The 25,293-nt window shown below is 54.2% G+C and carries 21 protein-coding genes and 1 tRNA gene; 12 read left to right on the top strand and 10 right to left on the bottom strand.

Annotation, left to right across the window (positions count from 1 at the left end; translation table 11 throughout):
• Nucleotide 1: 1 nt before the first annotated feature.
• The 5 genes from F8561_RS07020 (at nucleotide 2) to F8561_RS07040 (ending at nucleotide 6,945) form a co-directional block, all read left to right on the top strand.
• A complete protein-coding gene (locus F8561_RS07020; RefSeq protein ID WP_151887282.1) occupies nucleotides 2-3,412 on the top strand; it encodes a UvrD-helicase domain-containing protein in 3,411 nt (1,136 codons plus the stop codon).
• A gap of 65 nt (nucleotides 3,413-3,477) precedes the next feature.
• The gene (locus F8561_RS07025; protein ID WP_151887283.1) at nucleotides 3,478-4,233 is read left to right on the top strand and encodes a multiubiquitin domain-containing protein; all 756 of its coding nucleotides are present in this window, start codon (nucleotides 3,478-3,480) and stop codon (nucleotides 4,231-4,233) included.
• Nucleotides 4,208-5,383, top strand: coding sequence for a ThiF family adenylyltransferase (locus tag F8561_RS07030; RefSeq protein WP_001271380.1), 1,176 nt, complete (start codon nucleotides 4,208-4,210; stop codon nucleotides 5,381-5,383). The genes F8561_RS07025 and F8561_RS07030 overlap by 26 nt, the downstream gene beginning before the upstream one ends.
• Before the next feature lie 77 nt (nucleotides 5,384-5,460).
• The gene (locus tag F8561_RS24330; protein ID WP_254284910.1) at nucleotides 5,461-5,838 is read left to right on the top strand and encodes a DUF6527 family protein; all 378 of its coding nucleotides are present in this window, start codon (nucleotides 5,461-5,463) and stop codon (nucleotides 5,836-5,838) included.
• Nucleotides 5,839-6,390: 552 nt separating this feature from the next.
• A complete protein-coding gene (locus tag F8561_RS07040) occupies nucleotides 6,391-6,945 on the top strand; it encodes a hypothetical protein (protein ID WP_151887284.1) in 555 nt (184 codons plus the stop codon).
• Between the two features lie 357 nt (nucleotides 6,946-7,302).
• Here F8561_RS07040 and F8561_RS07045 read toward each other — a convergent pair whose 3' ends face one another.
• The 5 genes from F8561_RS07045 to rraB all read right to left on the bottom strand — a co-directional run bounded on the left by F8561_RS07045 (nucleotide 7,303) and on the right by rraB (nucleotide 10,939).
• On the bottom strand, nucleotides 7,303-8,562 hold the full coding sequence (locus F8561_RS07045) for a tyrosine-type recombinase/integrase (RefSeq protein ID WP_151887285.1): 1,260 nt from the start codon (nucleotides 8,560-8,562) through the stop codon (nucleotides 7,303-7,305).
• Nucleotides 8,563-8,760: 198 nt separating this feature from the next.
• Nucleotides 8,761-8,845: transfer RNA gene (locus F8561_RS07050), tRNA-Leu, on the bottom strand.
• A gap of 104 nt (nucleotides 8,846-8,949) precedes the next feature.
• Nucleotides 8,950-9,678, bottom strand: a complete 729-nt coding sequence (locus tag F8561_RS07055) for a hypothetical protein (protein ID WP_020885380.1) — start codon at nucleotides 9,676-9,678, stop codon at nucleotides 8,950-8,952.
• 30 nt (nucleotides 9,679-9,708) lie between these two features.
• Complete coding sequence (gene miaE, locus F8561_RS07060; RefSeq protein ID WP_151887286.1) at nucleotides 9,709-10,467, bottom strand: tRNA isopentenyl-2-thiomethyl-A-37 hydroxylase MiaE; 759 nt, start codon at nucleotides 10,465-10,467, stop codon at nucleotides 9,709-9,711.
• Between the two features lie 46 nt (nucleotides 10,468-10,513).
• Nucleotides 10,514-10,939 (bottom strand): ribonuclease E inhibitor RraB, encoded by a 426-nt coding sequence (gene rraB, locus F8561_RS07065; protein ID WP_014168417.1) that lies wholly within the window; start codon nucleotides 10,937-10,939, stop codon nucleotides 10,514-10,516.
• 120 nt (nucleotides 10,940-11,059) lie between these two features.
• Between rraB and argL the strand changes: the two genes are divergently transcribed.
• From argL to xynR, 3 genes are all read left to right on the top strand, one after another.
• Nucleotides 11,060-11,134 (top strand): putative translational regulatory protein ArgL, encoded by a 75-nt coding sequence (gene argL / locus F8561_RS24335; protein WP_223399268.1) that lies wholly within the window; start codon nucleotides 11,060-11,062, stop codon nucleotides 11,132-11,134.
• Nucleotides 11,104-12,108 (top strand): ornithine carbamoyltransferase, encoded by a 1,005-nt coding sequence (gene argF, locus F8561_RS07070; RefSeq protein WP_049023681.1) that lies wholly within the window; start codon nucleotides 11,104-11,106, stop codon nucleotides 12,106-12,108. Before argL ends, argF (F8561_RS07070) begins: the two co-directional genes overlap by 31 nt.
• Nucleotides 12,109-12,241: 133 nt before the next feature.
• Nucleotides 12,242-13,000 carry a DNA-binding transcriptional repressor XynR gene (gene xynR, locus F8561_RS07075; protein ID WP_025205733.1) on the top strand — a complete coding sequence of 253 codons (759 nt, stop codon included), beginning with the start codon at nucleotides 12,242-12,244 and terminating at the stop codon, nucleotides 12,998-13,000.
• A 4-nt stretch (nucleotides 13,001-13,004) separates the two neighbouring features.
• Here xynR and F8561_RS07080 read toward each other — a convergent pair whose 3' ends face one another.
• From F8561_RS07080 to F8561_RS07100, 5 genes are all read right to left on the bottom strand, one after another.
• Complete coding sequence (locus tag F8561_RS07080; RefSeq protein WP_151887287.1) at nucleotides 13,005-14,624, bottom strand: glycoside hydrolase family 43 protein; 1,620 nt, start codon at nucleotides 14,622-14,624, stop codon at nucleotides 13,005-13,007.
• Nucleotides 14,625-14,635: 11 nt separating this feature from the next.
• Entirely contained in the window at nucleotides 14,636-16,018 is a 1,383-nt protein-coding gene (locus F8561_RS07085; RefSeq protein ID WP_072126504.1) for an MFS transporter, read from the bottom strand.
• Between the two features lie 335 nt (nucleotides 16,019-16,353).
• Nucleotides 16,354-18,321 carry a xylonate dehydratase YagF gene (yagF, locus tag F8561_RS07090; protein WP_063925713.1) on the bottom strand — a complete coding sequence of 656 codons (1,968 nt, stop codon included), beginning with the start codon at nucleotides 18,319-18,321 and terminating at the stop codon, nucleotides 16,354-16,356.
• Nucleotides 18,322-18,335: 14 nt separating this feature from the next.
• Nucleotides 18,336-19,244: a 2-keto-3-deoxygluconate aldolase gene (yagE, locus tag F8561_RS07095; RefSeq protein WP_032681837.1), complete on the bottom strand. Its 909-nt coding sequence runs from the start codon at nucleotides 19,242-19,244 to the stop codon at nucleotides 18,336-18,338.
• Between the two features lie 218 nt (nucleotides 19,245-19,462).
• The gene (locus F8561_RS07100) at nucleotides 19,463-19,915 is read right to left on the bottom strand and encodes a YhcH/YjgK/YiaL family protein (RefSeq protein WP_151887288.1); all 453 of its coding nucleotides are present in this window, start codon (nucleotides 19,913-19,915) and stop codon (nucleotides 19,463-19,465) included.
• 675 nt (nucleotides 19,916-20,590) lie between these two features.
• Here F8561_RS07100 and arcA point away from each other — a divergent pair.
• From arcA to F8561_RS07120, 4 genes are all read left to right on the top strand, one after another.
• Nucleotides 20,591-21,811: an arginine deiminase gene (arcA, locus tag F8561_RS07105; RefSeq protein ID WP_151887289.1), complete on the top strand. Its 1,221-nt coding sequence runs from the start codon at nucleotides 20,591-20,593 to the stop codon at nucleotides 21,809-21,811.
• Nucleotides 21,812-21,821: 10 nt separating this feature from the next.
• Nucleotides 21,822-22,733 (top strand): carbamate kinase, encoded by a 912-nt coding sequence (gene arcC / locus F8561_RS07110; RefSeq protein ID WP_014168407.1) that lies wholly within the window; start codon nucleotides 21,822-21,824, stop codon nucleotides 22,731-22,733.
• 90 nt (nucleotides 22,734-22,823) lie between these two features.
• A complete protein-coding gene (argF, locus tag F8561_RS07115) occupies nucleotides 22,824-23,828 on the top strand; it encodes an ornithine carbamoyltransferase (protein WP_020885389.1) in 1,005 nt (334 codons plus the stop codon).
• Between the two features lie 46 nt (nucleotides 23,829-23,874).
• Nucleotides 23,875-25,278, top strand: coding sequence for a YfcC family protein (locus F8561_RS07120; RefSeq protein ID WP_020885390.1), 1,404 nt, complete (start codon nucleotides 23,875-23,877; stop codon nucleotides 25,276-25,278).
• The last annotated feature ends 15 nt before the right edge of the window (nucleotides 25,279-25,293 follow it).

Here is a 25,293-nt window from a genome sequence, read left to right on the forward strand (position 1 = left end):
CGTGCAAGCCGTGGAATTGGCCCGCGAGGCCGCTGCTGTTCTACATGATCAAGCTGTAGCTTCCGGACATGACCCATGGAGACCATACGAGTTTGCTGTTGCAGAGGCTGACAGAAGAGGCTTTGACGTAGAGGGCACAAAGAAAGGCTCACCTAGCCTCAGAGGGGCGCGAGCACGTTTCTTCCCAATGGAGAAGTTCATCCTCCACGAAAAATGCACAACCCTTTTTGAACAAGCGTTCCTAGTTGCCCATGAAATAGGTCACGCTGAACTTGGCGACGACATTGAAGAGGATGACCAAGGTTATACTATAGACCCAACAAGAACCTCCGAATCTTCTCCGATGGGGGCTGAGCGGGTTGTTGACTATAGTCGCAGGCAGCGTCGAGAGGTCCAAATGGATCTATTCGCGCGTGAGTTTCTGCTCCCCCGGCATGTAGTAAAAGCGCTTTATCTGGAAGGGATGAGTGCGTTAAGTATTGCAGAGAAGCTTGGTGCTCCCTTCGATGTGGTTGCGCAACAGATATTTGATGCATTGTTACTACCCTCACCTTTACCTGAAGATACAGAGCCCGCGATTGAATACCCATTGAACGCAGAGCAGGATAAAGCCGCCGCCCATCGAGGCCCGGCCTTTCTGCTTGAGGCCGGGCCTGGTACGGGCAAGACTCAGACTCTAGTGGGACGGGTAAAAGGATTGCTTTCCGATGGCGTAGATCCAAGAAAAATTCTTTTGCTGACGTTCTCTAACAAAGCTGCGGGGGAAATGGCTGAAAGGATAGCTCGCGTTGACACGGAAGCTGCAGCTGCAATGTGGATTGGCACTTTCCACTCATTCGGCCTCGATCTGATTCGTCGATTTCATGACGAACTGAATTTGCCGCTCGACCCTCGACTGCTGGACCGGACGGAAGCAGTAGAACTGCTGGAACATGAGTTTCCTGTATTAGATCTGGTTCATTATCGCAATCTTTACGATCCAACCCGGATGATTGCTGACATCCTCACCGGCATCTCTCGTGCCAAGGACGAGGTAGTCGATGCAAAAACCTACCTCGCGTTGGCACAGGCCATGCGCGATAGAGCTGTTGGTATTGAAGATATAGCAACGGCAGAAAAAGCCATTGAAGTCGCCAAAGTATACGCCACTTACGAAACCCTCAAAAAGCAGGCTCGATGCATTGACTTTGGGGACTTGGTTTCATTGCCAGTGACGCTTCTTGAAGAAAATGAAGCCATTCGATCTCACATCCAATCCACTTATGAGCACGTTCTAGTCGATGAATATCAGGATGTGAACCATAGTAGCGTACGACTGCTAAAAGCCCTTTGTGGCGATGGCGAAAACTTGTGGGTGGTTGGAGATGCTAAGCAGTCAATCTATCGCTTCAGAGGCGCTTCGTCATTCAACATGACTCGTTTTGGGAATGAGGATTTCCCAGGCGGGTTGCGATATCGTTTAAAAACGAACTACCGGTCTGTACCCGAAATAGTGTCGGCATTTTCAAATTTTGCGCTGAATATGGCTGTAGGGGATGCTGACAGTGATTTAAACGCAGAACGGAAAAGTGATGCCCAGAAACCTGAGCTGCGTTGCGTAGATCAAGGATTTCTTCAAGCGCCCTCAATTGCGGACGCGATAAAGGAGATGCAGAACTCCGGTTACAAATACAGTGATCAGGCAATCCTGTGCACGGGCAATGAGAAGCTTTCAGAAATCGGGCAACAACTTGAGCTCTTAGGCATCCCTGTACTTTACTTGGGTAGTGTATTTGAACGCCCCGAGATAAAGGATTGGCTGACACTGCTCTCCCTCTTAGTAGATCGTCGTGCAATGGGCTTGGTGCGAATAGCTTGCCTGCCTGAGTTTACGATGTCACTGGATGATGTTGGCAGTATCCTTACACATCTGCGTGAAGATGAAACCGGAAGTGATTGGAAAACCAAAATCGATGACTTTCAGATCTCAAACGATGGGCGCACAGCCTTAAATCGGCTTGTCAAAACACTTAGCGGTTTTAGTGCAAATGACTCCCCTTGGAGCGTGCTGGCAACTGTACTTTTAGACAGGACGCGAATCGCGGCCCGTATGGCAACATCAACAGACTGCAGTGTCCGCTCCCAATGTATCGCAACTTGGCAGTTGCTCAATTTTTTACGAGCACAACCCCTTAGCGGGGAAGGGGTATTTATCACTCGCACATTAGATCGCATCCGTCGTTTGGTTCGGCTAGGGGATGATCGCGATCTTCGGCAGCTTCCGACGGCAGCACAAAGCATTGATGCAGTGCGTCTCATGACCATTCATGGAGCAAAGGGACTCGAATTCCCTGTGATTCACTTACCCGGTATGAACGCAGATACTTTACCAGGTAATCCGCAGAAGCAGGTTTGCCCACCACCCAATGGCATGATTGCAGGGGGTGGGTCCAATGCCAAGGAACAATTTAATCTGGAGTATAAGGCGGAGAGAGAATGCTTATTCTACGTTGCGTTGTCCAGAGCTGAAGATCGGCTATTTCTCTATGCTACTACGCGGAATGCTGCTGGCAGCACTCGAAAGTTATCTGACTTTTTAAACCGTATAGGGCCCAGCTTAGTTCAAAATAACGTAAAGCCTCTACATGCGGTAATCGAAAAGCCCGAGTCATTACCTGTGGATTGGGTTATCAGCGGAGACCTAGTTCTAAGTGGTGCTCAGATTTCCCTGTATGAGTCCTGCCCTCGCCGTTTCTTCTATACGCACATTCTCCAAATTGGAGGACGGCGTACTCCAACGCCATTCCTAAAGATGCATGATGCTGTTCGCAATGTATTCCAGGAATTGGCCAACACTGCGCCCGTAAAAATAACGGACATAGAAGATAGGGTCACGCAGGCATTTACTATCGAAGGCCTAGCTGAACACGGTTACGCTCCTGAATTTAAGTCACTAGCAATTGGCATGGTTAACTATTTCGCTTCGATTAGGGAAAGCCACAACTCTGAAGCAACCTGTGTCTTCACAATAAAGCTTGGGGAAACCTTTATCACCATACAACCTGACGATGTATTGGTTCATCCAGATGGACGTAAAACATTTCGCCGGGTGAGAACAGGACATAAAAGAGATAAAGAAGAATCGGACTTAGGCGCGGCTGCCTTTGTACTCGCAGCACGGCAGGCTTTTCCAGATGCAATGATGGAGTTAGTACACCTTTCTGACCAAACAGTGACACCAATCAATCTGACCGCTAAGCAGTTGGATAACAGGTATAAAAAAATTCTTACTACCCTTGACTCAATAGTTAAAGGAGTCTTTCCAGCAGAGCCATCATCTCGAGTATGCCCCTCCTGCCCGGCATTTTTCGTCTGCGGATTGACGCCTGCAGGCGTGCTTCAAAAAAAATCTAAAAAAAATTTACCGGTCTGATTGACCTGCATCGATTGAGTAGTAGAGCCAGACACCGTCTGGCCAAACTCAAAAGGTGATGCAAAATGAATACTGAAAATATAAACGATATTGACGATGTCGGAGAAGCAATTCGCGAAGGCCGTGCTCTGCGTTCAGCACGCGCATACCGCATCTTGTTTGCCCAAGAAAACCTGGCTTTTCGCGCAATCGAAGTCAATGATCCTGTGCCACTTGGTCGTCAAATCCTGATTGCTGCTGGCCTACGTGCAAATGATGATTATAGCCTGTTTGCCATTCTGGAAACGGGGGATTTCGAAGACTTGCGCCTTGATGAACCCTTCGATTTACGCGGTCGAGGCGCAGAGCGATTTGTGGCCTTCCAGACCGATCGCGATTTCAAACTGACGATTAATGAGAGTCAAGTATCATGGGGCAAGCCCGCAATTTCAGGCTCCGCGTTATACGACCTGGCGAAACCCAGCGACGGAGATGCCGTTTTCATGGTTATTCGTGGTGGAAACGATCGTCAGATTGAACCGAACGAGGCCGTAGATCTTACCGCCCCGGGGGTTGAACACTTCATCACTGCACCAAAGCGCAAACCGAAGATTGACATCGTAGTCAATGGTCGCGAAGTCCAGGTATGTGATAGTCACCAAACTTTCGAGCAGTTAGTTGCTATCGCTTACCCTAGTGAAGCTCCAGCACCTGAGATTGTGTACTCAATTACATATCGCGGCGTAGCCTCAAAGCCACATAGTGGTGAATTGGCCGCTGGTGGCTTTGTTGAGGTAAAAAATGGGAGCGTGATCAATGTCAGCCGCACCATTCAATCTTAATAGCGACCTTAAGCGCTTGCGTGAGGAAGGATACTACGTACAAATCGTGGGTGGCTTCTTGGTGATGCGTGAAGTGCCGTATGTTAACGCGCAGTTGGAAGTTAAGACCGGCACGCTCATCTCAAGTCTTTGCATGTCTGGAAACGTTACTCAAAAGCCAGAGCCGCACACGATTCACTTTGATGGAGACTATCCGTGCAATTCCCAGGGTGCGCCCATCCAAGCTATTGCACATCAGAGCGTGGCGGTGGATCTGGGACATGGGTTGAGTGCTCAGCACATGTTCTCCAGTAAACCCGGGCCAGAGGGTTACAGCGATTATCATCAGAAGATGACGACGTACGCGACAATCATTTCTGGCCACGCAGCGATCCTCAGACCTGACGCTACTCCACGTGTGTTTAAAAATCCCGACGAGGAGGATGGCTGTGTATTTAACTATCTGGAAACTGCTTCAGACCGAGTGGGAATAGGGGCGTTGACCGCACGACTTGAAGGTCAACGTATCGCTATCCTTGGCACTGGTGGAACAGGATCCTATGTGCTGGACCAGTTGGCGAAAACTCCAGTGAGTGAGATACGCCTCATCGACGGTGATGATTTTCTTCAACACAACGCTTTTCGTGCCCCAGGCGCGCCGTCGATAGACACTCTCCGTGAGGTGCCAAAGAAAGTGGATTACCTAGCGGGTATCTACAGTAATATGCACCGCCATATCGTGCCACATGCAGTGCAAATGGACATAGATAATCTCAACCTTCTGGACGGAATCAACTTCGCCTTCCTTTGCATGGACGCTGGCGAGCCGAAGCGCTTGGCGGTGCAGAGGCTAGAGGATATGGGAGTATCCTTCGTAGACGTGGGAATGGGCCTCGAGCTAGTAAACGGCTCGCTTGGTGGTATCCTCCGTGTGACGGCAAGTACCCCCAATAAGCGCGATCACTTTGGCAAGCGCGTGTCTTTCGAAGGTGGGGGAGTTGAAAATCTTTACGCGTCAAATATCCAAGTCGCAGAACTAAATATGATGAACGCGGCACTTGCCGTAATTAAATGGAAGAAACTCCTCGGCTTTTATCGTGACCTAGAAAACGAACATCACTGTTCCTATACAACCGACGGAAATATGCTGCTGAATGGTGACTCGCTATGATTCGTCATAACCAGCTTACCCCCTGCTTTGTAAAGGGGGTACCGCGTATACTTGAACCTGGCATTTTGTACGTTTCAATGGAATACGGTACCGTGGTCCACAGTTGCTGTTGTGGCTGTGGCCTTGAAGTAGTGACACCTCTGACTCCAACAGACTGGCGTCTAACCTTTGATGGGGAAGCAATTTCGCTTTGGCCATCGGTAGGCAACTGGAATTTACCCTGTCGATCGCACTATGTGATTCAAGGTAATCGAGTGGTAGAGGCTGGGCATTGGGACAAAGCTCAGATTGATGCAGAGAGGCGTCGCGACAAAGCGGCTAAGGCGCGCTACTACTCACAAATTGAATCTCCTGGGGCTCAGAAAGAGTTGAAACCGAAACCTACCAATGGGCCTGCTGGGACGATGGCTAACCGAGAGAGCATTTGGGCCAAGCTACTGCGATGGTTAAGTTAGGGTGAGGGCTTCAAAAGCCTTTCATTTTGCTTCGGTTGCTTACTGGGCACGGATCAATTAATGCATTTTTTATAAGGAGATAACTGCAACCGTCAACAGTATTTATCGGAAATTATCAAAACCAGATGTGTTTTAGTACTTAAATATTCGGGGCAGATGATACACCCAGAATTTAAACATCGACAATTAGCACGTTAAGGAAAACCCAAAAGGCAGCTTATTCAACATGCCGTCTTTCTGAGCAAAATGTGGGTATGTCTAATCATTTTAACTTTGGATCCATTTAATGTGTTGCGTGATGCCTTGCTCTAAGTTGAAAAGTACAAGCTGAAGTTTAGATCCAGAAATTGACATTGCTCAAAAAAATATTTTTATCATTGTGCAGTTCGTCATGATCGTCACAAACCTACAGAAACAAATTAAGGAGGTAATGAGCTGTTTCTCTTAGGGTATATTTTAGTTAGCCTCATGTTCATATGATAGTCAAACAAAATTAGATTAAAAGTTTAGTTAATACTGTTTTATTTAAAATGATATAGAGGAGTAATGTAAATGATTAAATGGATGCGGAAAGTTTTATTGTCAGATTGCACCCCCTCAGTTATATGCTTTTTTTTACTATTAAAAATGGATTATTCAATATTATCTAGTTGGCCGCAGAATCAATCAATTGATAATAGAGTTAAGCTAGCTTTGTTATTTATACACTTGATTATGATATTTGCAATTCTTTCCCCACTTATAAGTCGGTTATTATCACGTGTAGGTAATGAAAGGTTAAATAAATTTATCGCTCTACCAAAATCGGATAAAAACATCACGTATATTGATTTATATGACTTTTTAAGCGGCCTTGCTTTATCTGCGTTTTACTTGTCCATCCTACTTTTTACAATGAAGGAAGTTTACGAGGTAACTGGATGGGTTATTTCCGGCATATATGTTTTTTTAATGTTTATTTCTGCCATTTCAATTGCCTCACTTTCATTAATGAGATTTATATGGATGTTTGTTAAATATAATAAATATACCTATTCAGTTGTTGCTTTACTTGCGAGTAGTATGTGTATGGCAGTTCTAGGTGTAGCCATGAGAATGGCCTCATAATGCTCAACTCGCACTTATTGTAGAAAAATCACAATAGCAAATAGGAAAAAATAGTTTTACGACAGGGTACTTTATTAGTTTTCATTCCTGTCTTTATAGATAATAGGGTTAAAAATAGTACTTATTAATTGTCAAATAAACAGTCTAGGCGCAACGACGACTTTGTGTTGAGATTTTACCTTCGCTATAAAGTCGAAAATTACATGGGCGTAAAGTCCGTTTCACGCCCTAAAATGTTCAACGAGATCCAGTAAAGACGAGTTTTGCAATTCTAGTACCAGAATTATTTCGTTTCTTCATGGCGAATTCTGATCCGCCCGCATTGTTAAATGATCCACATCTATTTAACAATTATTTTTATCTTAGAAACTGTTTCCCGAAGTCAAACGGACTAACCCCCCTCTCCCGATTGGCATCCAGATAATCCGCCCACCACTGTAGCATCAGCCTCCTCTCTCCCAAATGCTCCGCCTTATGGATGTAAGCTGCCCGAACAGAGCTACGCTCCTGATGGCTCATCTGCCTCTCCACCGCATCCCTCGACCACAATCCTGATTCAATAAGTGAACTACACGCCATAGTCCTGAATCCATGCCCACAAATTTCCGTTTTCGTGTCATAGCCCATCACTCGTAGAGCCTTGTTCACCGTGTTCTCACTCATGGGTTTACGCGGATCGTGATCTCCTACGAAGATCAGGTCACGGTTCCCACTCATACTTCTGATCTTTTCCAGAATGGCCAGCGCCTGGCGCGACAAGGGAACAAGATGTGGAGTACGCATCTTCGAACCGCGCTGAGAATGCTTGACTCCTTCCAGTGGCTCACGCTCACCGGGGATCGTCCACATGGCCGTTTCAAAGTCTACTTCTGACCAACGGGCAAAACGCAGCTCACTTGAACGGATGAAGACCAACAAAGTGAGTTCAGCAGCCAATCGAGTTAAGGGTCTGCCAGAATAGTGATCTATGCGGTGAAGTAATTCGGGAATACGTTCAAGATCCAGAGCCGCACGGTGCTTTCTTTTAACCGTAGCAACCGCACCAGCAATCTCTTGCGCGGGGTTGTAGTCGATTAAGCCGCTCTGAACGGCAAACCGCATAATCGCAGTAGTTCGCTGTTGCAAACGAGCCGCAACTTCGAGTCGTCCGGATGACTCCACCGCTTTGATGGGTACAAGCAGATCCCGAGTCTTCAGTTCCGCAATATTCCGCTTACCAATGGCAGCAAAGAGATTATCCTCTAGGCTCTTCAATACACGAGCGCTATGCGATGCCGACCATTTCTGGTTGCTGGCATGCCAGTCTCTGGCGACCACTTCAAACGTTATCGCCTCTTGCTCCTGCTCTACCTTAACGGCTTTCTTGTTCTCACTGGGATCAACACCATTAGCTAATAGCTTACGGGCCTCATCCCGGCGTGCCCTGGCATCCGCAAGCGAAACTTCAGGATATTTTCCCAATGCCAGCATTTTCTCTTTGCCGCCGAAGCGATAGCGAAGCCGCCAGTATTTGGAGCCGTTCGGGTGAACCAGCAATATCATGCCGTCGCCGTCAGTTAGCTTATAGGCTTTTACTTCAGGCTTAGCCGAACGAACCTTCACATCACTCAGAGCCATGATGAGTATCCTTTCAAGGGTTCTGTGTGGGTACAAGCATAATCGAACCGGTATATACCCGCAGTTGTACCCGCATCAGTAAGTTGATGTAGATTGAATCAGGTTGACTTAGGTTGAGTGAAAAAGCGAGGAAAGCCTTGCGGATACTGGATTTCAGGCACAAAAAAAGACGTCCGTTGACGTCTATTGATGTTCCGATGGTGCCGAAGGCCGGACTCGAACCGGCACGTATTTCTACGGTTGATTTTGAATCAACTGCGTCTACCGATTTCGCCACTTCGGCACTGAAGGGGATGCGGAAACGTTGTGGATTATACCTGTCGCGCGCCGCCATGCAAGCGGCGACGCGCTAAACCTACGCTAAGTGCCCAAAAAACCAGCGCCCTGTCATTCTACCTCGGAAACCGCCAGTCGAATCACGCCTGCCGCCTTCTGCTCTGGCAGCGCCAGCACCTTCGCCCACATCTCCTGCACCATGTCGCAGGAGAGCTTCTCTTTGCCCACCGCCTTCTCCGGCATCTGCAGCAGCTGGATGTCCTCGCCGTATTTGTCGGCCAGCGTTTTCATAATCGGGCGGACATCCGTCACCGCGGCTTCGCGTTCTTCCGGGGTCACGGTATGGCGATTTTTGCCATAGGCCGCGCGCATCATGTCGGCGTCGGCCTGCATGCGCCGCGTCATCAGGTCTTTATCCAGCATGCGCATCGGGTTGACGCCCCCTTTTACCGCCGGGTAGAGGAAACGGAAACAGGCGTCGTCGCTCACCTTCTGGATGGCGGCGGTCTGCTCCATGTTGATCGTCATATAGTTCACCACGTTAGCGTCCGGCGCGTTTTGCAGACGCGACATCTGCAGATGCAGGATCTGCGGCTGGATGGTGTCGATAATCTTCTGTTCCGGCTCGCCGGCTTTTTGCAGGGCCGCCATCTGGTCAAGAATGCGCTGATGAAGCACAGGCTCCTGCTCTTTAATCACCTGCCAGGCGGGCATTGCGTTGAGGGTGGTATCAAGCTGCTGTTCGGGGGTGTGCTGGCGTTGTTTGTCGAAGTAGACCCAGAACGCCACGACGGCGGCCAGGAGAGTCACCACGACTATACGGATCCACGTTTTATTCATCTCGCATCCTTTTCTTTTCGCTATGCCGGTTTACACCGGCACGCCGCTGTGAAAGCGAAACTCGTGGTCCGGTGTCGAGATAAGTGTGGCTTCAATTTCGCCAAAAAGCTGTATGCGCGGTGAGATATCGTCGTCGCTCACCTGTTGGGCAAGCGTCAGGTAGTCCTGATAGTGGCGCGCTTCCGAGCGCAGCAGCGAGAGATAGAACTTCTGCAGGTCTTCGTCGAGGAACGGGGCCAGCGCGGCGAAACGCTCGCAGGAGCGGGCTTCGATGTAGGCACCGCAGATGAGCTTGTCGATAAGCGTCAGCGGTTCGTGCGTGCGCACCGCTTTCAGCATCCCTTTGGCGTAGCGGCTGGCGGTGATTTTGACGTACGGAATGTCGCGCGCCAGCATCGCCTCGCGCACCTGCCAGAAGTGATGCAGCTCTTCTTTGATCAGCAGCACCATGCTGTCGATAAGCGCCTGGCCCCACGGATCGTCGGTTTTTGGCATGACGCTTTTGCCAATCTGCTTGTGCAGGGCCACAAAATCCGGTTCCGGGCCTTCGCGGAAGGTGAACGCTTCGTAGGGTCTGAGCCAGTCGAGCAGCGCGTCGGCACCGCTTTCATCGGCGACGTATTTGCGCACCAGCAGCAGCGCGGTCTGGGCGGCCTTGAGCTCGCACACCATGTGGTCGGTGAGCAACAGCGGCAGGTTTGCCGGGTCGCGGGCGTGATCAATCCATGCTGGCGGGGTCGGGCACTGGAGGAAGTTAAGAACGGGGGCGAGTATCTGCGGGTAATCCATGGTTCTGCCTTGAAAAAGCGGTGGCACGCGCCACCGCCTGAAACGCTTAGTGACGCACGCCGTCGTCGTCTTCGTCGATGAAATCTTCGTCGTCGCCTTCTTCGCCGTCTTCACCGTTCGGATCTTCGAAGTAGGTTCCCCAGCCGTCGTATTCCACTTCAAACTTCTCGGCCAGGTTCATCAGCTGTTCAACCTGAGCGTCGATCAGCTCTGCTTTCAGCGCGCCTTCGCTCAGAATATCGCAGCAGATGACGGTGTCGCCCTCTTCCACTTCCAGCTCTTCCGGCTCGGTCACTTCGTAACCCAGTTTGAAAGCTTCTACCGCCAGTTTTTCCAGCGCGTCGAAATCGTCAGCAGAGAAATGGTGCTCGATGGTGTACAGCGCGTCCGGATCGCTACCGTCTTCCAGCAGTTCTTCGATAATCAGGCGCGTCTCTTCGCGTTGCTCTTCCAGGTGTTCCGGGTTTGCCATGGCTCATTCCTCTTTAAAGTGCGGCAGATACTTCTATTTTCACACACGGACGGGTTTGCCTCCACCTTTGTTGGAAAGATTTGTGAAACGGGGTTGCAAATGAATAATTAGACATATAAAGTGAATTTTAATTCAATAAGTGGCGTTTGCCATGTGAGGATAAAATGTCTGATCTGTACAAGAAACACTTTCTGAAATTGCTCGATTTTACCCCTGCACAGCTCAATTCCCTGCTGACCCTTGCCGCTCAGCTTAAAGCCGATAAAAAAAAGGGTAAGGAAGTACAAAAGCTTACTGGCAAAAACATCGCGCTCATCTTCGAAAAAGACTCAACCCGTACACGATGCTCTTTCGAAGTTGCCGCATTTGACCAGGGCGCGCGCGTCACGTATTTAGGGCCTAGCGGCAGCCAGATTGGGCATAAAGAATCAATTAAGGACACCGCGCGGGTACTCGGGCGGATGTACGATGGCATTCAGTATCGCGGTCACGGCCAGGACGTGGTCGAAACGCTGGCGCAGTATGCAGGCGTGCCGGTGTGGAACGGGCTGACCAACGAGTTCCACCCGACGCAGCTGCTGGCGGATCTGCTGACCATGCAGGAGCACCTGCCGGGCAAAGCGTTTAACGAGATGACGCTGGTTTATGCGGGCGATGCGCGTAACAACATGGGTAACTCGATGCTGGAAGCGGCAGCGTTAACCGGGCTGGATCTGCGTCTCGTGGCACCGAAAGCCTGCTGGCCGGAAGAGCGCCTGGTGGCGGAGTGCAGCGCGCTGGCGGAGAAGAATGGCGGGAAGATCACCCTGACGGAAGAGGTAGCGGCCGGCGTGAAAGGGGCGGACTTCATCTATACCGATGTGTGGGTGTCGATGGGCGAGGCCAAAGAGAAGTGGGCCGAGCGGATTGCCCTGCTGCGCGGGTATCAGGTGAACGCGCAGATGATGGCGCTGACCGGTAACCCGGACGTGAAGTTCCTGCACTGTCTGCCGGCATTCCATGACGACCAGACCACGCTGGGTAAGCAGATGGCGAAAGAGTTCGATCTGCACGGCGGGATGGAAGTGACGGACGGGGTGTTTGAATCGGCGGCGAGCATTGTGTTTGACCAGGCGGAAAACCGGATGCATACCATTAAGGCGGTGATGGTGGCGACGCTTGGGGAGTGATCCTCTGTAGTCTTGTGCCCTCCCCCCGGCCCTCTTCCACCGGGAGAGGGCGTAAACCGGCGCCACTTCATTGATTTTTCCGCCTGAAAAAGGTACGTTTTCGCCTTAATTCCTGCGTGGACATACCAGCATTATGCCGATTATTCAGTCTGTTGAACGTGCGTTGCAGATCCTCGACCTGTTTAACGAGCAGGCCACCGAGCTTAAGATCACCGACATCAGCAAACTGATGGGGCTGAGCAAAAGTACCCTCCACTCGCTGCTGAAAACCCTGCAGCTTCACGGCTATATCGATCAGAACCCGGAAAACGGTAAATATCGCCTCGGCATGAAGCTGGTGGAGCGCGGCCATTTTGTGGTGGGCTCAATCGATATACGTCAGAAGGCCAAAGGCTGGCTGACGGAGCTGTCGCAGCGTACCGGGCAGACCACCCATCTGGGGATCCTGGACGGCCGTGAAGGCGTTTATATCGAGAAGATTGAAGGCAAGCTGGCGGCTATCGCCTATTCACGCATTGGTCGTCGGCTGCCGGTTCACGCCACCGCCATCGGCAAGGTGTTGATTGCCTGGCTTGGCGAGGCCGAGCTGAACGCCCTGCTTGAGGGCTATCAGTACACCACCTATACCCCTTCCACCCTTGCCTCCCGCGACGCGTTGCTGGAGGCCCTCGCCAAGACCCGCGAGCAGGGTTACGCCTTCGACCGCGAAGAGAACGAGCAGGGCGTGCGCTGCGTGGCGGTACCGGTGTGGAACCATGAATCCCGCGTGATTGCCGCCCTGAGTCTGTCGACGCTGACGTCGCGGGTGGATGACGCCGAACTGGCCAGCTTCCGCGAGCAGCTTCAGCAGGCCGGGCTCCAGCTCTCACGCGCGCTGGGTTACCCGGCCTGAGCCGCTATTTCGTGAGCGGTTCGTAGGTGAAGTAATCAAAGTCAGCGTGGCAGCCGTCACCGCTGATGTCTTCGCAGTGCAGGCCGACAAACGCGCCGGTAAAGAAGCCGCGCCCACCGATGTAGTCATCCGACAGTTTCCACGCTTCATACGTCACCGGCACGGTGTGCCACGTCTCACCGTCAAACGAGTAGCTGTAACGGTAAACCAGGGTGTCGACGTCAACCCGTAACCAGATGCTCTCTGCGCTGTCCGGTACCGGGATCGGCTGTTCATGCAGCGGCCACGACGGCACGTTGTGGTCAAGCTGGATCACTTTGATCGTTCTGCCCTGCCCCTCGTCGTAGTCCACAAAGCAGTAGCTCCAGTTTTTACTGTTGTAGTAGCAGGTCAGCCCGGCGCTCTGCTGGAAGTGAACCGGCGAGAACTGCATGCGCGTCTCTGCCCGGAAGGCGAAGTGCTGCCAGCGGCGTGCCACGGTCGACTGGGTAAAGGTCGAGTTAAGCGAGTCGTTGCCGTAAAGCCGCAAATACCCCGGGCGCACGCTGAGCGAGCCGAGGGTGTCGTCGAACGGAATGCGCAGGGTCTGCAGCTCCGGGTCAAGCGTGCTGCCGTCGAAATCCTCCCGCCAGCGGTCCCGGGAGGCGGCGGGCTGCTCCGCTATCTGCGGGCCGGGGACGGTCAGCTGCGCGTGTTTGCCGCCGTCAACGTACGGCCAGCCGTCGCGCCATTCGATGCGCGCAATGCCGGTCTCGCGTCCCAGCGGGCAGTAGCCGCGCCCGCCCGAGGCCAGCAGCGGTATGCCCGGCAGGCGCAGCGGTCGGCTGGTGAGGTAGGCCATATACCACTCCCCGGTGTGGGTCTGCAGCAGCGAGCCGTGGCCGCTCTTCTGCAGCGGGTTCTCCGGCAGATGCCAGCTGGTCATCATCGTCACGTCCGGATGCAGCTCGTACGGCCCGTCGAGCGTTTTTGAGCGCAGCACCACCACCGCGTGTTCATAGCTGGTGCCACCTTCGGCGACCATCAGGTAGTACCAGCCCTCTTTACGATAAAGGTGCGCCCCTTCGGTGTAGCAGAGCGGCGTGCCGGTAAACAGGGTTTTGCGCTCGGGCGAAAGGGTGCCGGTCTGCGGGTCAAACTCCTGCATCACGATGGTGTTATGCGGGTTGCTGTGATGGCGCGGCCCCCACGGCCGGTAGAGATAGTATTTGCGGCCATCGTCGTCGTGGAACAGCGACGGGTCAAACCCTCCGTTGCCCATCGGGATTGGTTCGCTCCACGGCCCCTCGATGGAGGGCGCAGTGACGAGGAAGTTACGGCCATTTTTCCACGGCGAATCGACAATTTTCACGTCGGTGTACAGTAGCCAGAATTGGCCATCGGCGTAGCTCAGGCACGGCGCCCAGATGCCGCCGGAGTCCGGGTTGCCCTTCATGTCCAGCATCGACACCCTGTCCAGCGGCGTGCTGACCAGCGACCAGTTCTTCATGTCGCGGGAGTGGTAGATGCGCACGCCCGGAAACCATTCAAACGTCGAGGTGGCGATGTAGTAATCCTCCCCCTGACGGCACAGGGACGGGTCCGGGTTGAAGCCGGTGAGGATCGGGTTTGTTATCGTTGTCATGTTGCCTCCTGTTAATGGGATGCGGCTGTCGCAGCGTCGGGCACGGCGTCACCCTGCGTTGCACGGTGCTTAATCAGCTGCTGGCTGATGGCCGCCACGCGGGCGTCGGTGAGTTTGTAGAACGACAGCATGATGAACATGCCCACGTAGAGCACCACCGGCACCACGCAGAACAGAATTTTAATGGTGGTCAGCACTTCGACCGGCTGCACGCTGCTGCTGGCGGAGTAGTTCACATACGCCAGGATCCAGCCCACCACCGCGCCGCCAATCGCCAGACCGATCTTCAGGCTGAACAGGTAGGTGGAGAACACCAGCCCGTCGAGGCGGCGTCCACTGCGGCTCTCCTCGTAATCCACCACGTCAGAGGCCATCAGCCACTGCAGAGGCGTGGTGGTGTTAAAGACGAACAGGAACAGAATGTTAAGGGCGAAAATCAGGGCGATATGTTCGGCCGGGATGAAGAAAATCAGCAGGCTGATCAGGGAGTAGGCCACGATTATCCACTTGAAGGCGGTCACCCGGTCAAAGCGCCCCAGCAGGCGGGATGAGCAGAGCGAACCAAACATGGTGGCGAGGCTGCCGTAAAGCAGAAACTGCGTCGCCATCTCCGGGTGATCCATGACGTATTTCACGAAGTAGAGCGTCGCCCCGCCGCGGACCACGTTGGAGCAGGTCGCCATCATCTTGAACGCACACATAATGCGCCACTGGGTATTGCCGAACAGAAGCTTGAGGTCTTTCGACACCGACGACCCCGGCTGCACCTCAAAGGTGTAGCGCTCTTTGGTGGTGAAGAAGCAGACGTAGAGCAGCACCACGCCGCTCAGCCCCAGCACGCACATGGCGCCGAAATAGCCGACCTGCTCATCGCCTTTACCAATGATGCTCACCAGCGGCAGCGCAATGCCACTGATGGCCAGCGATCCCGCCGCCGCGAGGAAAAAGCGCCAGGACTGCAGCGCGTGGCGCTCTTTCGGGTCAGCGGTGATGACGCCCGGCATGGCGCAGTAAGGGACGTTAACGAAGGTGTAAACCAGGGTCAGCAGAATGTAGGTTATGCAGGCGTAGATGATTTTACCCTGCGCGGAGAAGTCCGGCGTGTAGAAGGTCAACACGCAGACAATCCCAAACGGGATCGCGCCCCACAGCAGGAACGGACGGAACTGGCCGTGACGCGTGCGTGTGCGGTCAACCAGCAGCCCCATCAGCGGATCGGTGACGGCATCCAGCACGCGGGAAACTAAAAACAGCGTCCCCATAATGCCCGCCGACAGGCCAAACACGTCGGTATAGAAATAGGCCAGCAGGAACATGGTGGCCTGCCAGACAAAGCCGCAGGCGGTGTCACCCAGCCCGTAGCCAATTTTATCTTTCATGGTTAATTGCATCATTACCCCCAACGGCAGTACGTGGAACAGTGCAAACGCCAGGGTCCTGATTCAGGCAAATAAATGCCCGGTGCATCATCAGGAATACACCCTTATTTCGTGTGCTGAATTCACAACATCGTGTTAATAGAGTGTAATTAAGTGTTCAATTAACCGACAATGGTCATATCTTATTTCTGAATTATGATATTTTGCTTTTGTGACGCCACTCGACATCCTGATATCATTTAAAGACCTTTCTTTTCATGTAATTAGATTATTTACGCAATAATAAAAAACAGACATGCAAAAGCCGTCCACGGAATATTTTCCGTAGACGACAAGAGCCAGAAATATAATTAAAGACCGAGCGCTTTTTTACCGGCGTTAATTACCTCGATGATTTTATCGGTGTCATAAATACACCCTTTCCAGGTGCCGCCGCTCACCGACTGCAGAGCCGCCCACAGGCGGGTATCGTCCGGCAAAAATGCGTGGGCGTGCAGGTCAGGATGCACCGGACGCGACGCCAGCACGCGCGCCCCCTCTTCCGGCCTCAGCGGCTGTTCCGCCGTGCCGATAAAGTTAACGCTGCCCGTTAAGGACAGGCGGTCGACGCTGATCTCAATGATATCGTTGTCGCGCAGCTTGCCGATGGGGCCACCTGCCAGCGCTTCCGGCGACACATGGCCGAAGCACGCCCCGGTTGATACCCCCGAGAAGCGCGCATCGGTGATCAACGATACCGTCTTGCCCCACGAGATATGTTTTAGCGCGGAAGTCAGCTGGTAGGTCTCTTCCATGCCGGTGCCGGACGGGCCTCCGCCAATCACCACCATAATATCGCCCTGCTGGATCGCCTCCTGCTTGATGGCCTTAATAGCCTGCGCTTCAGAGACAAACACCCGCACCCGTCCGGTATGGCGGTAAACGCCATCGTCATCCACAACAGACGGGTCGATGGCCGTGGCTTTGATCACCGACCCTTCGGGCGCGATATTGCCGGTCGGGAAGCAGACCGTCGAGGTCAGGCCTTTCGCGTGGGCGCGTTCAGGCGGCAGGATCACGTCATCCGGATCGACGCCGTCCTGCTCGCGCAGGCACTGACGAAAACGCGCCCGACGCGCTGAGTTTTCCCACCAGTCGAGGTTCTCCCCGACCGTCTGGCCGGTAACGGTCATGGCATCTTCATGCAGCAGCCCCAGCTTGCGCAAATGGAGCATAACCTCCGGCACGCCGCCCGCCAGGAAAGCACGCACCGTCGGGTGGTAGTCCGGGCCGTTTGGCAGCACGCTCACCAGACGCGGAACCTTACGGTTGATGCGCGTCCAGTGCGCCACATCCGGAATGGTGCAGCCCGCCGCATGGGCAATCGCCGGGATGTGCAGCAGCAGGTTGGTGGAGCCGCCAAACGCCGCGTGAAGCACCATGGCGTTTTCAATGGCTTTGTCGGTCAGGATATCGCGGGTCGTGATCCCACGGTTATCCAGCTCGCTCACCGCCCGCGCAGACTGACGGGCAATCTCCAGCCACACGGCCTGCCCGGACGGGGCGAGCGCGGAGTGCGGCAGCGCCAGACCCAGCGCTTCGGCCACCACCTGTGACGTTCCCGCGGTGCCGAGAAACTGACAGCCGCCACCGGGTGATGCACAGGCGCGGCACCCCAGCTCGGCAGCCTCCTGCAGCGACAGCTCATGGTTAGCGAAACGCGCACCAATGGTCTGCACTTTTCCGGCATCTTCCCCCACGGTCGGCGGCAGCGTCGCCCCACCCGGCACCAGAATGGTCGGCAGATCATGCATGGAGGCCAGCGCAATCATGGTCGCGGGCAGCCCTTTATCGCAGGTTGCCACACCGATCACCGCGCGCCGCGTCGGCAGGGAGCGGATCAGACGACGAAACACGATCGCCGCGTCATTACGGTACGGCAGGGAGTCGAACATGCCGTGGGTGCCCTGAGAGCGTCCGTCGCACGGATCGCTGACGAAGGCCGCAAACGGGATCCCACCATTACGGGTGATCTCCTTCGCCGCCGCCTGCATCTGCATGCCAATCTCCCAGTGCCCGGTGTGGTAGCCCAGCGCAACAGGTCGCCCGTCCCCGGCGCGAATGCCCCCCTGCGTACCGATAATTAGCACCTCTTTGCCGGTCAGCTTGTTGGCGTCCCAGCCCATACCGGCGTTTTGCGTCATGCCAAACAGGTTACCGCTGGGGGATTCCATCAGCATTTGCGGGGTCAGCGGCAGCGCCCCCTGCGGCCCGGCCGCATGGGTGATGACGGCATAAAACGCATCGTCCTGTGGGGTAAAAATTTTCTCAATGGTCATCGTCGTCTTCCGGCTCAGCAGAGCTTGAGCTGTTGCAACAGGGTTTTCAGCTGCGCCTTACGCGGTTCATCCAGTGGCGACGCGGGCGGCAGCACGTACGTGGAGATCGGGCGGCCGCACAGCACAATCGCCTCTTTAATGACGTTCACAAACGGCGTATCAAGCTGATACATCTGCGGTATTTGCAGCAGGATCTGGTGGTATTCGGCCGCCTTCGCCACCTCCTGGTCACGCCAGGCCTTCAGCAGATTCACTGACACCTGCGGAGCAAAGTTACCGCTGGCCGAGATCGCGCCATCGCCCCCCAGCAGCAGGGTATTAAACAGATGATCGTCATAGCCGCACAGCACCGTGAAGTGCGGATGAGCAGATTTGACGGTGTGAATCATGCTGCGCAGATGGGCGACGGAATCGATCGTGTCTTTGATGCCGACAATATTGCTCCGCGAGTCGGCCAGGGTTTTGACCAGCGCCGGAGTCAGATCCTGCCCGGTCAGCGCCGGGAAGTTATACAGCATTACCGGCAGCGTGACGCTGTCTGCCACCTGTTCGAAATAGCGGATCAGATTCGCTTCGGACACTTTCCAGTAGTACGGGTTGATCACCACGATCCCGTCGGCGCCGGCCTGCTGCGCATGCTGGCTCAGTTCAAGGGTTTCCCGGGCGTTGGTGCCACCGGTGCCAATCAGCACCGGCACCCGGCGATCGACATGATCGATAGCAAACCGGGCAATGGTTTTACGCTCTTCGGCGTTTAGCTGGGAGAACTCGCCGCCGCTGCCCAAAAAGAACAGGCCATCGACGCCTGCGGCGATCAGGTCGTCGATCAACGCGGCGGTGCCGTGTTTATCAAGCTGTCCATCGGCGGTAAAGATGGTGGAGACAGGGGGGATGATTCCCGTGAACAACGCGGTCTGCGGCATGAGATCTCCTTGCTGAATTATTTTGTTCTACATTATAGAACATCGTTCATTAATTTAACGATCATACTATGACGCAGAAAAAGCGCAGGTAAATGGGAGGCGATGAGGGAGTGCGGAAAATCTAAGCTGGATCACATAATGACGGGCTGCGGCCTGATGCTTTCACCCTCTCCCACCGGAAGAGGGAACGTTTCACCCTTCTCTTACGCTAACAGGGCTTACCCCACCAGCATTTTCACCACCACTTTACGCACCTTCGCAGGCGCGCCCACCGCGCACAGCGGCTTGTGCACTTCGCCCGGATAGAACACCACAAAATCACCTTCACTTAACACCACCGTTTTCTCCTGCCCGCCATCGGGCAAAAACGCGATGTCTTTATCCGCCAGCCAGTCGGTATCCGGCGTACCGTGCGGCAGGGTACTGAAGGTCATCCCCTCCTGGCCTTTCATGATTATCTGAATATCCAGATAGCGGGCGTGATACTCAGCGCGGCGCTCGGCAAACGGCTGGGTCATATCTTCAGACACCAGATAAAACAGGCTGTTGCCGTCGATGTCGTGTTTGCCACAGGGGGTAGCATCGGTAACGTGCGCCTTGACGTACTCGATAGCCTGACGCAGTTCTTCAGGTAGCCAGGACTGCAGATGATGGATGTTGCCAGCGATCATAAATAAACCCTCAATATAAAACAGCGTTTCATTTTAATCTTTTATACGAGAATTCAGACTGTCCTACCACCGCTTTTTCGATGAGTTTTGCGCGAGCGCATGTTTATCGGGAAATGTGTTACTCCACTGTTAATCGCTCACAGGCATTTATGCAGTCTTTATGCATAACCTCAGCCCTCCGCTTTCAGGCCGTGATGCTAACTTACTGATCGTATACGCTTCATAGCAAAACTCTCTGTGACTTCACACTTTATCATTTTGGTAATTTGCTATTAAATCCCATAATTATTTATTGATTTTTCTTAAGTCAAAAATAGTTAATGGATAATAGTGCATAGTCATTCTGCGCGCCGTTCAATTACCATTAAAATCAATATCATAACTAAATATGTCAAAACATTAAATTCTACAAAATAATAACAACTCCAAATAATGCCAACGGATCCTGCTTAGCTATTCACCCGCAAATATAATCAAATTAATCATTATCTGATACGAATCATGCAAATGAAAACAAATTCCTTAATAGCTATTCTCACGTGAGCGACGTCACAATATTCATTATTTAAGCGCCTACTATAAATCTCGAAATCAATTGAGCTTAGCCGCCATGTAAATAAAGACATCACATGGCGCATGCCCTTTTTATTCTGAAAAACAGTTAAAGGAATAATTATGGAAAAGCATTACGTCGGTTCTGAAATTGGTCAATTGCGTAGCGTTATGTTGCACCGCCCAAATTTAAGTCTGAAACGTTTAACGCCATCGAACTGCCAGGAGCTGCTATTCGATGATGTGCTCTCGGTTGAGCGGGCGGGTGAAGAGCATGACATCTTCGCTAACACCCTGCGCGAACAGGGTGTGGAAGTCCTGCTGTTGACCGACCTTCTCACGCAAGCGCTTGATATTGCGGAGGCCAAAACCTGGCTTCTGGAGACGCAAATCTCTGACTATCGCCTCGGGCCAACCTTTGCCGGCGACGTGCGCGGCTGGCTGGCAGATATGCCGCACCGCGAACTGGCACGCAGATTAAGCGGCGGATTAACCTACGGTGAAATTCCGGCGGCCTTTAAAAATATGGTGGTGGATACCCACACGGCAAATGATTTTATTATGAAGCCACTGCCTAACCATTTATTTACCCGCGATACCTCGTGCTGGATTTATAACGGCGTGTCAATTAACCCGATGGCCAAAGCAGCCCGCCAGCGTGAAACCAATAATCTCCGAGCCATATATCGCTGGCACCCTGCATTTGCCGATGGCGATTTTATTAAGTATTTCGGCGATGAGAACATTAATTATGACCACGCCACGTTAGAGGGCGGCGACGTATTAGTTATTGGCCGCGGCGCAGTGTTAATCGGCATGTCTGAACGCACCACGCCGCAGGGCGTTGAGTTCCTCGCCAATAGCCTGTTCAAACACCGCCAGGCCGAGCGCGTCATCGCTGTGGAACTGCCAAAACACCGCTCCTGCATGCACCTCGATACCGTCATGACCCACATCGACGTGGACACCTTCTCCGTCTACCCGGAAGTGGTGCGCAAAGACGCTCAGTGCTGGACGCTCACCCCGGACGGCCGCGGTGGCCTGCTGCGCACCCAGGAAACGGATCTGCTGCACGCCATTGAAAAAGCGCTCGGCATTAATCAGGTACGCCTGATCACCACCGGCGGCGACGCCTTTGAAGCCGAACGCGAACAGTGGAATGACGCGAATAACGTGCTGACCATCCGCCCGGGCGTGGTGATTGGCTACGAGCGTAACGTCTGGACCAACGAGAAATATGACAAAGCGGGTATCACCGTGCTGCCTATCCCGGGTGACGAACTGGGACGCGGCCGCGGCGGCGCGCGCTGCATGAGCTGCCCACTGGAACGCGACGGAATTTAAAGGAGCCATCATGGAACGAAAACCCACTCTGGTTGTGGCGCTTGGCGGTAACGCATTGCTGAAACGCGGCGAGCCGCTGGAAGCGGAGATCCAGCGCCAGAACATCGAGCTAGCGGCCCGCACCATCGCCGGGCTGACGGAACAGTGGCGCGTGGTACTGGTTCACGGCAACGGGCCGCAGGTTGGGCTGCTGGCGCTGCAAAACAGCGCGTACGACAAAGTCACGCCCTACCCGCTGGACATCCTCGGCGCCGAAAGTCAGGGAATGATCGGCTACATGCTCCAGCAGGCGCTGAAAAACAATCTGCCCCAGCGTGAGGTGAGCGTCCTGCTCACCCAGGTGGAAGTGGACGCCGCCGATCCGGCATTTACTAACCCGACTAAATACATCGGCCCGGTCTACAGCGAAGCCCAGGCAAAAACGCTGCAGGCGGAGAAAGGCTGGGTGTTCAAGGCCGACGGCAGCTATTTCCGCCGGGTGGTTCCCTCTCCACAGCCGAAACGCATCGTTGAGAGCGACGCCATCACGGCACTGATACAGCGCGATCACCTGGTGATCTGCAACGGCGGCGGCGGCGTGCCGGTGGTGGAAAACGCCAATGGGTATCACGGCATTGAAGCGGTGATCGACAAAGACCTCTCTGCCGCCCTGCTGGCGCGCCAGATTGAAGCCGATGCCCTGCTGATCCTGACCGATGCCGACGCGGTGTACCTCGACTGGGGCAAACCAACCCAGCGTCCGCTGGCACAGGTCACGCCGGAACTGCTCAGGGGCATGCAGTTTGACGCCGGTTCGATGGGGCCAAAAGTGGCCGCCTGCCGCGAGTTTGTCGAGGCCTGCAACGGCATCGCCGGGATCGGCGCGCTGGCCGACGGGGCAGACATTCTGGCGGGCGAGAAAGGCACGTTGATTCGCCACTGAACCGTATTTTCCCCTCACCTTCCCTCTCTCCCTGTGGGCGAGGGTCGGGGTGAGGGCACCAGACAACACCATTTTAAAAGGGACGACCCAATGACCATCAATCTGAAAAACCGTAATTTCCTCAAACTGCTGGACTACACCCCGGCAGAAATCCAGTACCTGATCGACCTGGCCATCGAACTCAAAGCCGCCAAAAAAGCCGGACGTGAAAAACAAACCCTGGTCGGGAAAAACATCGCCCTGATTTTTGAAAAAACGTCCACGCGCACCCGCTGCGCCTTTGAAGTCGGTGCCTTTGACCAGGGTGCACAGGTGACCTACCTCGGCCCAAGCGGCTCGCAGATTGGCCACAAGGAGTCGATGAAAGACACCGCCCGCGTGCTGGGGCGGATGTACGACGGCATAGAGTATCGCGGCTACGGCCAGGCCATCGTGGAAGAGCTGGGCGAGTATGCGGGCGTGCCGGTGTGGAACGGCCTGACCGACGAGTTTCACCCCACGCAGATCCTCGCCGACCTGATGACCATGCTGGAGCATGCTCCGGGCAAAACCCTGCCGGACCTGAGCTTTGCCTACCTTGGCGACGCGCGGAACAACATGGGCAACTCCCTGATGGTCGGTGCCGCCAAAATGGGGATGGATATCCGCCTCGTCGCACCGAAATCGTTCTGGCCGGAAGCCGGGCTGGTTGAGCAGTGCCGCGCCATCGCCAAAGAGACCGGCGCACGCATCACGCTCACCGACGACGTGGAGGAAGGCGTACACGGTGCCGATTTCCTCTACACCGACGTGTGGGTCTCGATGGGCGAGCCGAAAGAGGCCTGGGCCGAGCGCGTCAGCCTGATGAAGCCTTACCAGATTAACGCCCAGGTGATGAAAGCCACCGGCAACCCGAACGTCAAGTTCATGCACTGCCTGCCGGCGTTCCACAACGAACACACCAAAGTCGGCCGTGAAATCGAGATGGCCTACGGTCTGAAAGGGCTGGAGGTGACGGAAGAGGTCTTCGAATCACCGAACTCAATCGTCTTTGACGAAGCAGAGAACCGCATGCACACCATTAAAGCGGTCATGGTGGCGACACTCGGCGACTAATCACCGCCCGGCGCGCCACGGGGTGCGCCGGGTACAGGAGAACATCATGGGCAAGTTCAAGTTTCCCTCCGCTTACACCATTCTCTTTTTTCTGATTGCCGTTGTGGCGGCACTGAGCTGGGTCGTGCCTGCCGGTCAGTATCAGATGGCAATGAATGAAACCCTCGGTAAAGAAGTGCCGATTGCCGGAACGTACGCGCACGTGGCGGCGCATCCGCAGGGGCTGGTTTCCGTACTGATGGCCCCCATTGCCGGGCTGTACGATCCCGTTTCCGGCCAGGCCGGGGCGATCGACGTCGCGCTGTTTATCCTGATCATCGGGGGATTTCTCGGGATCGTCACCAAAACCGGGGCGATCGACGCCGGGATCGAACGCGTAACCACCCGCCTTCGCGGACGTGAAGAATGGATGATCCCGATCCTGATGGCGCTGTTCGCGGCTGGCGGCACCATTTACGGCATGGCCGAAGAGTCCCTGCCCTTTTATACCCTGCTGGTCCCGGTAATGCTGGCCGCCCGTTTCGATCCGGTTGTCGCCGCATCCACCGTGCTGCTCGGGGCGGGGATCGGCACGCTCGGCTCCACCATCAACCCGTTTGCCACGGTGATCGCCGCTAACGCCGCCGGGATCCCCTTCACCAACGGTATCGCCCTGCGCGTGGCGCTGCTGGTGATCGGCTGGATCATTTGCGTGGCATGGGTGATGCGCTATGCCCGTAAAGTGCGGCTGGATCCGTCATGCTCTATCGTCGCAGACAAGCAGGAAGAGAACCTCGCCCACTTCCTCGGCAATAAAGGCGAGCAGTCGCTGGAATTTACCCCGGTGCGCAAAATCATTCTGCTGATCTTCGCCCTCGCCTTCGCGGTGATGATCTACGGCGTAGCGGTGCTGGGCTGGTGGATGGCGGAGATCTCGGCGGTATTTTTGGCCAGCGCCATTATCGTCGGGCTGATTGCCCGCATGAGCGAAGAGGAGCTGACCTCGACGTTTATCAACGGCGCGCGAGATTTGCTGGGCGTCGCGCTGATTATCGGCATTGCGCGCGGTATCGTAGTCATTATGGATAAGGGCATGATTACCCACACCATTTTGCACAGCGCGGAAGGGCTGGTCAGCGGGTTGTCCACGGTGGCGTTTATCAACGTGATGTACTGGCTTGAGGTCGTGCTGTCGTTTCTTGTGCCTTCTTCGTCCGGCCTGGCCGTTCTGACGATGCCGATCATGGCACCCCTTGCTGATTTCGCTAACGTCAACCGCGACCTGGTGGTTACGGCTTACCAGTCGGCCTCCGGCATCGTTAATCTGGTCACGCCGACCTCAGCGGTTGTGATGGGCGGTCTGGCGATTGCCCGTGTGCCTTACGTGCGTTACCTGAAATGGGTTGCGCCGCTGCTGGCGATCCTGACGGTGGTGATTATGGTGGCGTTAAGCCTGGGTGCCTTGTTGTAATTTGCCGGCTGGCAC

Origin of the sequence: Enterobacter sp. 198 (assembly GCF_009025585.1) — a bacterium.
Classification (GTDB): Bacteria; Pseudomonadota; Gammaproteobacteria; order Enterobacterales; family Enterobacteriaceae; genus Enterobacter; species Enterobacter ludwigii.